The following is a 12,468-nucleotide window of genomic DNA, read 5'->3' as shown; positions in this document are numbered from 1 at the left end:
GGTACGGATGGACCGCAGGGCAAGGACGTACAGGGGAGCGCTCGCACTGCTCCTGGCGGGCGGGATCCTGGTGACCGGTTGCAGCGGGTCGGGCACGGGCGGCGAATCCGCCACCGCGGACCGCGGTGTCGCGGGCAGCGGCGGGCCGGCCGGGGGCAAGCGGGCCCCGGCCGTCACGCCCGGACAGCAGGAGGACGGGGCGCGTGCGGCGGAGGACGGCACCGCGCGGGAGAGCGCGGCGCCCGACTACCTGTCGACGTTCGCCCTGGACGTGGACACCGCCAGCTACGGATACGCACGCCGCACCCTGGGCGACGGGCGGCTGCCGGAAGCGGACACGGTGCGCCCCGAGGAATTCGTCAACAGCTTCCGCCAGGGTTACAAGGGGCCGGAGGGCAACGGCTTCTCGGTGCACGTCGACGGCGCCCGGCCCGGCGCGGCCTCCGACTGGTCGCTCGTACGGGTCGGGCTGGCCACCGAGGCGGCCTCGGACGCCGGTGAACGCCCGCCCGCCGCACTGACCTTCGTCGTCGACATCTCCGGGTCCATGTCAGAGCCGGGCCGGCTCGACCTGGTGAAGACCTCGCTGGGCATCGTCGCCGGCGAACTGCGCGACGACGACTCCGTCTCCCTGGTCACCTTCAGCGGTGAGGCCGAGACCCGGCTGCCGATGACCCGTCTCGGAGGTAACCGCACCAAGGTCCGGGACGCCGTCGAGGAGATGGAACCCGCCGACTCCACGAATGTGGCGGCCGGCGTCGAGCGGGGTTACGACGAAGCGGTCGAAGGCCACCGCGAGGGCGCCACCAACCGGGTCGTCCTGCTCTCCGACGCGCTCGCCAACACCGGCGAGACCGACGCCGGCGCGATCCTGGAACGCATCGGTGACGCGCGCGAGGAGTACGGCATCACCTTGTTCGGCGTCGGGGTCGGCAGCGACTACGGCGACGAGCTGATGGAACGCCTCACCAACAAGGGCGACGGCAACACCACCTACATCGCCGACGAGGCCCAGGCCGAAAAGGTGTTCGTCGACCAGCTGCCCGCCCACGTCGAACTCCGGGCCCGCGACGCCAAGGCCCAGGTGGCCTTCGACCGTAAGACGGTCAAGCAGTTCCAGCTCATCGGCTACGAGAACCGCAAGGTCGCCGACGAGGACTTCCGGGACGACAGCGTCGACGGCGGCGAGGTGGGCCCCGGCCACACGGTGACCGCCCTCTACGCCGTGCGGCTGCGGGAGGGCGCCTCCGGACACGTGGCGACGGCGACGGTGCGCTGGCTGGACCCGAAGACACGGAAGGCGCACGAGGAGACCGGGGCGGTGGGGACCGGCGCGATCGACGGAAAGCTCTGGGACGGCGCCGCGGAGCGGCTCCAGGTGACGGCGGTGGCCGCCTACTTCGCGGACACGCTGCGCGGCGGTGACCTCCCGGGAACGCCCGGCCTCGGTGAACTCGCCACCCGTGCACGGAAGCTGGCGGCCTCCACCGAGGACAGTTCGGTGGCGAAACTCGCCACGGCGATCGAGCAGGCGGACCGGCTCGAGAACGGCGGGGGCGACGGGCCGTCCGGTGACGGGGGCGAAGGCGAAGCCGGCTGACGCGGCCGTCCGGGCCCGGCGAGGAGAGCTTCCGCCGGGCCCGGCCCGCACGGCCCGGACGGGAGTCCTCAGGCCAGATGGAAGACCTCGGGCAGCGGGACCACGGCCTCGTCGGCGGCCTCCGTCTGCTCGAAGAACGGGGCCATCTCCCGCTGCCACCGTGCGTTGACCTCGGTCGCGGCCATCGCCTTCCGGGCCGCGTCGAAGTCCTCCGTCTCCAGATAACCGACCAGCAGGCCGTCCTCGCGCAGGAACAGCGAGTAGTTGTGCCAGCCCGCCTCCGAGAGCGCGGCGAGCATGTCGGGCCACACCGCCGCGTGGCGCTCACGGTACTCGTCCTTGCGGTCCTCGCGGACCTTCAGCAGAAAGCAGACGCGCTGCATGAAGCCGCCCCCTCCGGTCAGAAGTCGAACGTGTCGATGTTCCTGGCGTCGAAGACGGTCGGTTCGCCGAGGATGACCTCGCCGTCCTTGCCGACGGTGTACTCGCCGAGCTTGCCCGCCTTGAACTTCTCGCCCTCCGCACCGGTGATCTGCCCCGACGCCAGTGCCGCGGCCGCGTACGAGCCGAGGCGGCCGAGCTCCTCCGGGTTCCAGAGCGAGAACTGCTCGACGGTTCCGTCCTTGACGTACGTGCGCATCTGGTTCGGCGTGCCGAGCCCGTTGAGCACGACCTCGCCCTTGTACGAGGAGCCGCTCAGGTAGCGTGCCGCGGCGGCGATGCCGACCGTCGTGGGGGAGATGATGCCCTTGAGGCCGGGGTAGGCCTGCAGGAGGCCCTGCGTCTGCTGGAAGGACTTCTGGTCCGCGTCGTCGCCGTACGCGACCTTGACCAGCTTCATGTCCTTGTACTTCGGGAGCTTCAGCTCCTCCTTCATGTACTTGATCCAGGTGTTCTGGTTCGTCGCGTTCTGCGTGGCCGACAGGATCGCGATCTCGCCCTTGTGGCCGATCTGCTCACCGAGGTGCCGGACCAGGCTGCGGCCGATCTCCTCCGAGCTCGCCTGGTTGATGAAGAGCTGACGGCAGTCCTTCGCCGTGTCCGAGTCGTAGGCGACGACCTTGATGCCCTTCTTCATGGCCTGCTTGAGCGGCCCGCACACCGCGTTCGGGTCGTTCGCCGCGATGAGGACGGCGTCCTGGCGCTGCTGGATCAGGGTGTTGATGTAGGAGACCTGGGAGGAGGCGTTCGCGTCGGACGGACCGACCTCCTTGCCCGTGCCGCCGTACTCCTTCGCCGCCGCGATGCCCGCCTCGTCGACGATCTTCTCGTACGGGTTGTTGATCTGCTTGGGCAGGAAGGCGATCCTCAGGCCCTTCCTCAGCGGGGCGTCCGGATCGGCCTTCGCGGAGCCGGCGGCCTTCGCGCTCCCGCTCTCCTCGCTGCCCTTCGTGGTTCCGGAGCAGGCGGTGAGGGCGAGCGCGAGGGAGACGGCGGTGGCCGCGGTCGCGACGGCGCGGCGCCCGGCGGCATTACGGAGCATCATGGCGGCGTGTGCCTTTCGGAGGAGTGCGGGAAGGCGCGGGGAGAGGAGGGGCCTCAGGGCGACCGGGGGTGTTCGCGGCCCGACTGTGCCGTCGTCCGACGACCGTGGCGATGACCCGTGGGGTCAGGACGGACGCCACGAGCAGCAGCCCGGTCACGATGACCTGCACCTCGTTGGCGACGTCGTTGAGCGTGAGCAGGTTCTTCAGCAGACCGATCAGCAGGACACCGGCGACCGCGCCGAAGAGCGTGCCCTTCCCGCCGTCGAAGTCGATGCCGCCCAGCAGGACGGAGGCGATGACGAGCATCTCGAAGCCCAGCCCGTTGTCCGCACGCGCGCTTCCGTACCGGAGGGTGAAGACGACGCCCGCGAAGGCCGAGAACAGCCCGGTGAGGACGAAGAGCAGCAGCTTGATCCGCTTGACCCGGATTCCGGCGAAGTACGCGGCCTCCTCCTGGGCTCCGATCGCGAAGAGCGAGCGGCCGAACCCGGTGGCGTGCAGCACCACCGCGGTGACCACGGCCAGAACGGCGAAGAGCAGCACCGGATAGGTGAGGAAGGTGCCGGGGACGGTCGTGGTGTCGACGGCCCAGTCCGCGTACACCCGCGGGAAGTCCGTCACCGCGTCGCTGCCGAGCACCACCGAGGCCAGGCCCCGGTAGAGCGCCAGGGTGCCGATGGTGACGGCCAGGGACGGCAGCCCCACCCCGGTGACCAGCCAGCCGTTGAGCAGGCCTCCGGCGACGCCCACCAGGAGCACCACGGGCACGATCACCTCGAAGGCCCAGCCCGCCTCCCACAGCGCCCCGGTCAGGGTGCTGCCCAGGCCGAGCATGGAGGCGACCGACAGGTCGACCTGCCCCGCGACGACCAGGAGGGTCATCGGCAGCGCGATGACGGCGACCTCGACGATGTCGTTGAAGGCGAACGCGAGGTTCTCGGCCGAACCGAAGCCCTCCGTGCTCCCGAGACCGACGACGAGGACCGCCACCAGCAGGACACCGACCGCGGTGTCCCAGCGCGATGCCAGGCCGCGCACGGGAGAGGGTTTCCTGCCGGGCCGCGGCGTGGGAGCCGCTCCGGTGTCAGGCGCCGTGGTCATGGCGGGCGTTCCTCCTCCTCAGTGCGGCGGTCATCCGCAGGTTCACGATCCGGTCGACGCTGATGGCCAGCAGGAGGAGCGCGCCGGTGATGGCGCCCTGCCAGAAGGAGTCCACCTTCAGCACCACCAGGACGCTGCCGATGGTGGTGAGCAGCAGGGCGCCGAGCGCGGCGCCCCAGACGGTGCCGGTGCCGCCGGTGATCGCGACACCGCCGACGACGACGGCGCTGACGACGGTCAGCTCCCAGCCGTGCGCGTTGTCCGCGACGACAGTGCCGAAGCGGGCCAGCCACAGGGTGCCCGCGAAACCGGCGACGGCCCCGGAGAAGGCGTACGCGGCGAGCGCCCGGCGGCGGATCGGGACGCCGGCGAGCCGGGCGGCCTCCGGGCTCGACCCGATGGCGTACAGCTCGCGTCCCGAACGGTAGCCGCGCAGGAAGTACGCCGTCGCCGCGAGCAGGACGAGTGCGATCAGCGGCAGGTACGGGACGCCCAGCACGCTGCCGCTGCCCAGACCCAGGACCGCCTCCGGCACCTCGGAGGCGCTGATCTGCTCGCCCTGCGCCCACCAGTAGCCGGCGCCCTGGATGATGTAGAGCATGCCCAGCGTCACGACGAGCGCCGGGACCTTGCCGAAGCTGACGAGGGCGCCGGAGACCAGGCCGCAGACCACGCCGATCGAGATGCCGAGCAGCATCACGGTCAGCACACCGTGGTCGCTCCCCGCGGCGAACTTGCCGCAGGCGAAGGCGGACAGGCCGACGACGGAGCCGACGGACAGGTCGATGTTGCGGGTGATCACGACGGCGGACTGGCCGACCGCGAGCAGCACCAGGATCGACGCGTTGAGCAGGAGGTCCTTGACGCCCTGGTCGGACAGGAAGCGGGGGTTGGCCAGGTAGGTGCCGAGGACCAGCAGGGCCAGCGCCCCGGCGATGGAGATCTCCCGCGCCCGGAATGCCGCGTCCACGAGCGAGGAAGCACTCCGCACCGGCGCCTTCGCGGTGTCCGGAGGGCTCTCGGCGCCGGTGGTCATGCCGCTGCCCTCTCGTTGCGTCCGGTGGCCGCGGCCATGACCGACTCCTCGGTGGCACTCCCGCGCGGGATCTCGGCGACGAGCCGGCCCTCGTGCATCACGAGCACCCGGTCGGCCATGCCGATGACCTCGGGAAGGTCGGAGGAGATCATCAGCACGGCGAGACCGTCCGCCGCGAGCGAGGAGAGCAGACGGTGGACCTCCGCCTTGGTGCCGACGTCGATCCCCCGGGTCGGTTCGTCGACGATCAGCACGTCGGGGCCGGTCGCAAGCCACTTGGCCAGCACGACCTTCTGCTGGTTGCCGCCGGACAGCACGCCCACGGCGTCGGCCGGCCGGCTGTACTTGAGCTGGAGACGCACTGCCCAGTCCACGGCGCGGTCGTGCTCCAGGGCCCGGCTGACGAGTCCGCGCCTGCGGACCTCGCCCAGGCCGGTCAGGCCGATGTTGCGCTCGATCGACATATCCATGACCAGTCCGCTCCGGCGCCGGTCCTCGGGCACGAGTGCGAGACCGGCGTCCATCGCGGCGGTCGGCGAACCGGGGCGCAGCACCGCGCCCGCCACCTTCACCTCGCCGGCGTCGGCGCGGTCCACACCGAAGACCGCTTGGGCGACCTCGGTGCGCCCGGCGCCGACGAGCCCGGCGAGGGCGACGATCTCGCCGCGGCGGACGTCGAAGGACACGTCGCGGAAAACGCCCTCGCGGGTCAGCCGGTGCACCGACAGGGCGACTTCGCCGAGCTCGGCGTCCTGCTTGGGGTAGAGCTCGTCGAGGTCGCGGCCGACCATCCTGCGCACCAAGTCGTCCTCGGTGAGCCCCTCCAGCGGCTCGGAGGAGATCCACCGGCCGTCGCGCAGGGTCGTGACGCGCTGGCACAGCTCGAACGTCTCGTCCAGGCGGTGCGAGATGAACAGCACGGCTGCGCCCTCGGAGCGCAGCGTACGGACGACGGAGAAGAGCCTGGCGGTCTCGCTGCCGGTCAGCGCGGCCGTCGGCTCGTCCATGATCAGGACGCGGGCGTCGAAGGAGAGCGCCTTGGCGATCTCGACGATCTGCTGGTCGGCGATCGACAGCCCGCGTGCGGGCCGGTCCGGTGCCAGATCGACGCCGAGCCTGCGCATCAGCCCGGCGGTCATCCCGTGCACCGCCCTGCGGTCGATCCGGCGCAGGGACCGCCGGGGCTGGCGGCCCATGAAGATGTTCTCGGCGACGGACAGGTCGGGGAAGAGCGTCGGCTCCTGGTAGATGACGGCGATGCCGGCGTCGCGGGCGTCCGCCGGGCCGTGGAAGACGACGGGCTCACCGTCGAGGAGCACCTCGCCGCTGTCCGGGCGGTGCACTCCGGCGAGGGCTTTGATCAGGGTCGACTTGCCCGCGCCGTTCTCGCCCGCGAGAGCGTGCGCCTCGCCGGCGAACAACTCCAGGGAGACGTCCCGCAGGGCCCGTACGGCGCCGAAGGACTTGCTCACGCCTTTCAGGGCCAGGACCGGAGCCGGGACCGGGGCGGACTGGTTCATGGGAGCTCCTCAAGCGGTGGGACTGTTCCGCAAGCGGTGGACTGTTCCGCTCCACCCCCCATGAAAGGTTTCAATGAGGTTGCTCGGAAGCTAAACGGGGATTGCGGGCACAGTCAATGGGTTGATGGGGAGAAGTTCCTGGAAGGGAGCGGTGTGCGGACCGGAAGGGGAATGGCCCGCGGAATGGATGGGCGCCCTTGGCAGCCCTTGAGGCGGCCCACTGTCTTCCGTTCGTTTGAATCGATTCATGAGCCGGTCGCGCATCGCTCCACTCCCCGTGGACTGCGTTCACGGCTCCCGGATGGCCCGGACCGAGCAGGACGGCGAGCCCCGCTCTGCCGCGCGCCGGCAGAAGCGCAGCGTCGCCTCGGCGCGCACAGACGTGAGCAGCCGGCACCGCTCCCCTCCGGGGCGGCTCCGGTGACCGCCGGCAGCAGCGCCGCACCGAGCCCCGCGCCGCGTACGGCCGGGCGGCGGCCGGTTCGTCGGCCTCCATGCCTCCGCACAGCCGGGGGACGGGGCGGTCGGGGCCCAGCGCCTCGGCGACGTACCCGTAGCTGCGGCCGGGAGGGAAGGGGGCGGGCGTGGTCCAGGCGGTGGCGAAGCCGCCGGCGGGCCCTCGTTCCACGACGGTGCCGAGAACGCGTCGGTGGACACCTGGCGGATCCCGCCGGCGTACGCCGCGAGGCTTCCGTTCCCGGCCGGCCGGACCCGCATGAACGCACCACTCCCCGCCTCCGGACCGCCCCGGAAAAAAACAGGACGGGTCCGGGCGGCAGGGGGAGGCCCGGACGGCAGCGGCTCACACCCCCCCCACGGGTCGCCCTCAGCCGGCCGGGCGCACCAGATGCGTGGTGAACCAGTCCTCGGCCAGCTCCGCGACCCGGTCCAGGGCGCCCGGCTCCTCGAAGAGGTGGGTGGCGCCTGGGACGATCTCCAGCCGGTTCTCGCAGTGCAGCGCAGCCTGCGCCTGCCGGTTGAGGTCGATCACCGTCGTGTCGGCGCCGCCCACGATGAGCAGGGTGGGCGCACGCACCCCGGAGAGACCGGCCCCGGCGAGATCGGGGCGCCCGCCCCGGGAGACCACGGCGCCGACGCCCGAGTCCGTCCCGGCGGCGGCCCGCAGTGCCGCCGCCGCCCCCGTGCTCGCCCCGAAGGAACCGACCGGGAGGGGCACGCGCCACCTCAGCCAGCCGGTGGTGTCCGCCAGCCGCCCCGCCAGCAGGGCGATGTCGAAGACGTTGGCGCGGTGGACCTCCTCCCCGGGCGTGAGCAGGTCGAAGAGCAGGGTGCCCAGGCCCGCACGGTTCAGCGCCGAGGCCACGGCGCGGTTGCGCGGACTGCGGCGGCTGCTGCCCGATCCGTGGGCGAACACCACGACCGCCCCGGCGTCCCGGGGGAGCACCAGGTCCCCGGGGAGGGAGACCCCGCCCGCGTCCACCTCGACCTCCACGGCCGTCGCGACGTCTCCAGGGTTCCGTGCCAGCAGGGAGACGACCTCCTGGTCGGAGGTCTGGGAGAAGTCCCGGTACCACTCGCCCACGGCGGAGAACAGGTTCGGCGCGGAGAGGCACACGACCTCGTCGACGTCCTCGCGCAGCCCGGCGGCGGCATCCGGTGACGCGACCGGCACGGCCAGGACCACGTGGGTGGCGCCCTGGGCCCGCGCCACCTGGCAGGCCGCCCTCGCCGTCGCTCCGGTGGCGACCCCGTCGTCCACCACGACCACCGCGCGACCCTTCAGGGACAGCCGCGGCCGCCCTTCCCGGTACGCCTGGGCCCGCCGCACGAGTTCCGCCTCCTCGGCGCGCTCGACAGCAACGAGGTCCTTCTCCCGGAGCCCGGCACGGCGGACGATCTCGTCGCTGATGACCCGTGCCCCGCCCTCACCGATGGCACCGAACCCCAGCTCCGGGTGGTACGGCACCCCGAGTTTGCGGACCACGATCACATCGAGCGGGGCGCGCAGCTCCTGCGCGACTTCGTACGCCACCGGGACCCCGCCGCGCGGCAGGCCCAGGACGACGGGATCGCGCCGCTCCAGGTGCCGCAGCGCCACGGCGAGCCGCCGCCCGGCGTCCGTACGGTCGGTGAACAGCACGGTGGTTCACCTCCAACGAGGGGCGCACCCTTCCACCTCCGAGAGCACCGCATCTGCCCGGGTTCGGCAAGTCGGGGACGGCCGGCGTACGGAGCGAACCGGGGCGGCCCGAGCGACGGGCGAGGCCGCCCGGCAGCGGCCCGCGCCCCACTGTCCCTCAGCCCGCGACCTCGACTCCGTACCTGCGGGCGAGGCCGTCGAGGCCGTAGTCGTAACCCTGCCCGACGGCGCGCAGTCGCCACACCGGCCCACGGCGGTAGAACTCGGCGAGCAGCATGGTGCGCTCCGTGGTCGCGGCGTCGAGGGCGGACCGGGCGAGGGGCGCGGCGCCGGTGCCGGGGGCGGCGGTGATCTGGATGGCCCCGACGTCGCCGAAAGTGAGTACGCCTTCGACGGCCGCCGCGACGACGACCCGGCGGACGGAGGGCGTGAGCCCGCCGAGGCTGACGCTGACGGTCTGCTCGGTCGGCCCGTCCCCGAGGACGCGCACCGTACCAGCAGGGTTCTCCGGGGCGCCGTAGAACACGAAGTCCTCGTCGAAGGAGACCTGTTCGTCCTCGTCGAGGACGAACGCGACGATGTCGATCCCGCAGTCCGTCCACTGGACCCAGGTGGCCGTGACGGTCCACGGCACCGCTGGGGCCTGACCCTCGGGGAGGTCCAGGACGCCACCGCGCGGCAGCACGTGCCGGGCCTGCCCCCGGCCGCTGCGCCCGTTGTGCGACCCGACGGCCGGCGCCTCGATCCAGGCGGCCGGACGCGTGGGAAGTTCCAGCGAGGGGATCCGGCGCATGCGGCGGTCGGCTGCCCCGCCGGTGAGCAGCACGACATCGGTGACGCCCGCGGAGAGGTCGATCGCGGCGGATCCGCCGAGTTCGACGATGCGGGTCCGGGCGGCCACGGCTTCGGGGTGGGTGCCGCCGAGGACGAGGACCCGTCGTCCGGCCAGGGGTCCGACCGGCGGCGCGGCGGCGGTCCGCGCCCGGTCTGCCGAAGGGGCGCCCGCCTGGGCGGGGGAGAACTGTGCGGATGGTGCTGCCCGCGCGGGAAGGGGGGCGGAAGCCGGTGCCGGGACCACGGCGCCGGCCGCCCTCTCGTGCGGGGTGCCAGGGCGTACGTCATCGAGCAGGCGCAGGAAGGTGAGCTCGTCGATCACGGGGATCCCCTCGGCGAGGGCACGTCTTGCCCTGGCGGAGCCCGAAGCCTGGTCGTTGGTGACCAGAAGGCTGGTGTGACGGCTGACGGAGGACATCAGGTTCGGCCCGGCGGCAACGGAACGTCCGGCCGGATAGGGCCGCAGGGTGGCGGTCTCCCCGGTGACGGCGACCTTCATGCCCTGGACCAACGAGCCGCCGGCGGCCAGGCGCCCCGGATTGCGGAAGGCACACGGGGCCTTGGGCGAGCTGGGCGTGAGCTTCGGGTCCTGGCGGGGCGGACAGGCGATCAGAGGCAACGGCGGACCGAGCCGCGCCGTATCCCGCAGGGTGCCGCGCAGCACCCCCGCCAGGACGCGGCTGTCGTCCGGGGCGTCGTGGGCCGCCACTTGCGTGACGCCGTAGCGGGCGGCCGGCGTGCCCAGCCGCAGGTCCTCGGCCGGCGGATCCACCCGCCGGTTCAGTGCAGGGGTGCACAGGCGCCGGGAGACCGGAAGGCTCAGTCCCGCCCGTGCGAACTCATGGGGAGGAAGGCGTAGTCGAACCGGGCGTTGTGGGCGACCAGCACCCGGTCCTGGAGCATCGCGCTGATCTTTCCCGCGACCTGATAGAAGGTCGGCGCGCCACGCAGCCGTTCGGCGGTGAGTCCGTGCACGTCTCGACGACGCCTCCGTGGGAGAAGCTCTGGACGGCATCGACCTGAACGGCAAGGACGTGGTCAACCTGACCACCAGCACTCCCGTCCAGGCCCGGCAGCGCGCCCGTTGGGCCGAGGGGCGCGGGGCTCGTTTCCTGGACGGCGGGATCATGGCCGTCCCTCCGATGACCGGCCGGCCGGAGACCGGCGGCTACATCTTCCACAGCGGCGACGCCGTGCGGTTCGAGCGCCATCGCGAGGTGCTGGAGGCCCCGGCGGGTGCGGAGTCCGCCGGCGCGGACCCCGGCCGAGCGGCGCTGCACGACATCGCCCTCCTCAGCGCGATGACCGGGATGTTCGCAGGAATCACGCACGCCTTCGCCTTGATGCGCCCTGAGAAGGACTACGACCGGGCCCGGTTCGCCACGCTGCTCGCGGAACGGCTCGGCGTCATGTCCGGAGCGGCCCACGAGCTCGCCGCCCAACTGGAGAGCGGCGACTGCACCGAGGGGGTCACTTCCGGCCTCGCCATGATGTCGGCCGCCAACGACACACTTCTGGCCACGGCGCGGGACCAGTCCGCCGACCCCCGGCTTCTCACCCCCTGCATGGAGCTGATGCGCCACAGGGCCGCCCGGGGCCACGGCGACGAGGGCCTGGCGGGCACCGCCGGTCCGCTCGGAGGCGAGTGAGGGGCTCACGTCCCGTGCCCGGCGCCCCGGTCGATACAGAACTCGTCGACCTAGGTGCCCTCGGCATCGGAATGACACGGATCATCATCGCCGTACCGCGCGCATGTGTACCGCGCCGCCGCAGGGCCGGTCGCGCGCATCCGGCCTCAAGTGCGGCGAGGCGCTCCGCGCCCACGAGGCCGGTGCCGGTCCGCGTGTCGGGACACACCCTGTTCTTCGCGGCCCCGCCACCCCGGGGACGCGCTGGAAGTACAGGCATGGGCCCACATCCGAGGGATCGCCGCAGGTGAACGACACATCCCGTCGCTCAGGTGGCTGCGAGCGTCCGAAGCCGTCTCACGTGGCACATCCCTGCGGTGGTGGCGGTACGACGTGCCTCCACACCTCGCACCAGGAACGAGTGACGCGCTCAGGCTCCGTGCGGTCGAAGGCGACCTGGAACGCCCCGGCCGGCGTCATCCGGTCACCGTATCGGCGCGAGCTGCTCGTCGAAACCCCGGAGCGGCTGACTTCACGGTGCGGCCACCGGCATGTCACGAACCTGTCCTGAGCGTGTTCAAGAGGCAACGGGCACAACCGCACCCACTCTCATGGAGGACAGGAAGCCACACGGACGACCAGTCGCCCGGTCACTCGCTCGCCCGCTCCCCAGGGGCGACAACTCCATGCAGAGGACAGACACCAGCATGCGTACTCGGAAGATCTCGGTAATGACCATGACCGCGGTGGCCCTCGGTCTGGCGTTGACGGCATGTGGCAACGACGGCGCCGGCCACGCGTCCTCCGCCGCGAGCAGCTCATCAGCGGCGGCCGCGAGCACCCCCCGGTCCGGCGCCGCGGAGAGCAAGGCGCCGGGCACCCCGGCCCAGGCGCCGGGCACCCCGGCCCAGGCGCCGGGCACCCCGGCCCAGACGTCGGGCGCGCCCGCCCAGTCCGACGTGAAGTGCACGGACCAGCTCGACTACGCGGGCGACCCGCGGTCCAACGCCGAGATCAACTCCATCGGGGAGGACACGGGCACGTGCCCGCCGGTCCAGAAGCCGCCGTCCGACGTGAAGTGCACGGACCAGCTCGACTACGCGGGCGACCCGCGGTCCAACGCCGAGATCAACTCCATCGGGGAGGACACGGGCACGTGCC

The 12,468-nt window shown here is 72.2% G+C and carries 9 protein-coding genes and 2 pseudogenes; 3 read left to right on the top strand and 8 right to left on the bottom strand.

The annotated features are described in order from the left end of the window. The first annotated feature begins 7 nt into the window (after positions 1 to 7). Positions 8 to 1,600, top strand: coding sequence for a von Willebrand factor type A domain-containing protein (locus tag ACF1FZ_RS04570; protein ID WP_391772208.1), 1,593 nt, complete (start codon positions 8 to 10; stop codon positions 1,598 to 1,600). Positions 1,601 to 1,668: 68 nt separating this feature from the next. On the opposite strand, the gene ACF1FZ_RS04565 is transcribed toward ACF1FZ_RS04570, so the two are convergent. From ACF1FZ_RS04565 to ACF1FZ_RS04535, 7 genes and pseudogenes are all read right to left on the bottom strand, one after another. Continuing rightward, positions 1,669 to 1,983: an L-rhamnose mutarotase gene (locus ACF1FZ_RS04565; RefSeq protein ID WP_391771893.1), complete on the bottom strand. Its 315-nt coding sequence runs from the start codon at positions 1,981 to 1,983 to the stop codon at positions 1,669 to 1,671. A gap of 17 nt (positions 1,984 to 2,000) precedes the next feature. After that, on the bottom strand, positions 2,001 to 3,086 hold the full coding sequence (gene rhaS / locus ACF1FZ_RS04560) for a rhamnose ABC transporter substrate-binding protein (RefSeq protein WP_391771892.1): 1,086 nt from the start codon (positions 3,084 to 3,086) through the stop codon (positions 2,001 to 2,003). Further along, positions 3,073 to 4,188: an ABC transporter permease gene (locus ACF1FZ_RS04555; RefSeq protein WP_391771891.1), complete on the bottom strand. Its 1,116-nt coding sequence runs from the start codon at positions 4,186 to 4,188 to the stop codon at positions 3,073 to 3,075. The genes rhaS and ACF1FZ_RS04555 overlap by 14 nt, the downstream gene beginning before the upstream one ends. Next, on the bottom strand, positions 4,172 to 5,224 hold the full coding sequence (locus tag ACF1FZ_RS04550; RefSeq protein ID WP_391771890.1) for an ABC transporter permease: 1,053 nt from the start codon (positions 5,222 to 5,224) through the stop codon (positions 4,172 to 4,174). Before ACF1FZ_RS04550 ends, ACF1FZ_RS04555 begins: the two co-directional genes overlap by 17 nt. Further along, positions 5,221 to 6,744 carry a sugar ABC transporter ATP-binding protein gene (locus ACF1FZ_RS04545; protein ID WP_391771889.1) on the bottom strand — a complete coding sequence of 508 codons (1,524 nt, stop codon included), beginning with the start codon at positions 6,742 to 6,744 and terminating at the stop codon, positions 5,221 to 5,223. The genes ACF1FZ_RS04550 and ACF1FZ_RS04545 overlap by 4 nt, the downstream gene beginning before the upstream one ends. Positions 6,745 to 7,570: 826 nt before the next feature. After that, positions 7,571 to 8,845 carry a phosphoribosyltransferase family protein gene (locus ACF1FZ_RS04540; protein WP_391771888.1) on the bottom strand — a complete coding sequence of 425 codons (1,275 nt, stop codon included), beginning with the start codon at positions 8,843 to 8,845 and terminating at the stop codon, positions 7,571 to 7,573. A 157-nt stretch (positions 8,846 to 9,002) separates the two neighbouring features. Then, positions 9,003 to 10,657, bottom strand: a pseudogene (locus ACF1FZ_RS04535) (TerD family protein); the annotation flags it as partial. A gap of 14 nt (positions 10,658 to 10,671) precedes the next feature. On the opposite strand from ACF1FZ_RS04535, the gene ACF1FZ_RS04530 reads away from it, so the two are divergent. Then, entirely contained in the window at positions 10,672 to 11,328 is a 657-nt protein-coding gene (locus ACF1FZ_RS04530) for an NAD(P)-dependent oxidoreductase (protein ID WP_391771887.1), read from the top strand. Between the two features lie 130 nt (positions 11,329 to 11,458). Here ACF1FZ_RS04530 and ACF1FZ_RS04525 read toward each other — a convergent pair. Continuing rightward, positions 11,459 to 11,787: pseudogene (locus tag ACF1FZ_RS04525) on the bottom strand (VOC family protein); the annotation flags it as partial. A 251-nt stretch (positions 11,788 to 12,038) separates the two neighbouring features. Here ACF1FZ_RS04525 and ACF1FZ_RS04520 point away from each other — a divergent pair. Next, positions 12,039 to 12,468: hypothetical protein (locus tag ACF1FZ_RS04520; RefSeq protein ID WP_391771886.1), on the top strand; the 430-nt coding region annotated here is incomplete at its 3' end.

Origin of the sequence: Streptomyces sp. NPDC014623, assembly GCF_043088245.1 — a bacterium.
Taxonomy (GTDB): domain Bacteria; phylum Actinomycetota; class Actinomycetes; order Streptomycetales; family Streptomycetaceae; genus Streptomyces.
Note: the sequence above shows the minus strand (reverse complement) of the source record. Positions and strands in the feature narration are given on the sequence as shown.

Excerpts from the sequence above, each read along its gene's own strand:
- ACF1FZ_RS04570 (WP_391772208.1), top strand. The coding sequence starts at position 8 with ATGGACCGCAGGGCAAGGACGTACAGGGGAGCGCTCGCACTGCTCCTG.
- ACF1FZ_RS04565 (WP_391771893.1), bottom strand. The coding sequence starts at position 1,983 with ATGCAGCGCGTCTGCTTTCTGCTGAAGGTCCGCGAGGACCGCAAGGAC.
- rhaS (WP_391771892.1), bottom strand. The coding sequence starts at position 3,086 with ATGATGCTCCGTAATGCCGCCGGGCGCCGCGCCGTCGCGACCGCGGCC.
- ACF1FZ_RS04555 (WP_391771891.1), bottom strand. The coding sequence starts at position 4,188 with ATGACCACGGCGCCTGACACCGGAGCGGCTCCCACGCCGCGGCCCGGC.
- ACF1FZ_RS04550 (WP_391771890.1), bottom strand. The coding sequence starts at position 5,224 with ATGACCACCGGCGCCGAGAGCCCTCCGGACACCGCGAAGGCGCCGGTG.
- ACF1FZ_RS04545 (WP_391771889.1), bottom strand. The coding sequence starts at position 6,744 with ATGAACCAGTCCGCCCCGGTCCCGGCTCCGGTCCTGGCCCTGAAAGGC.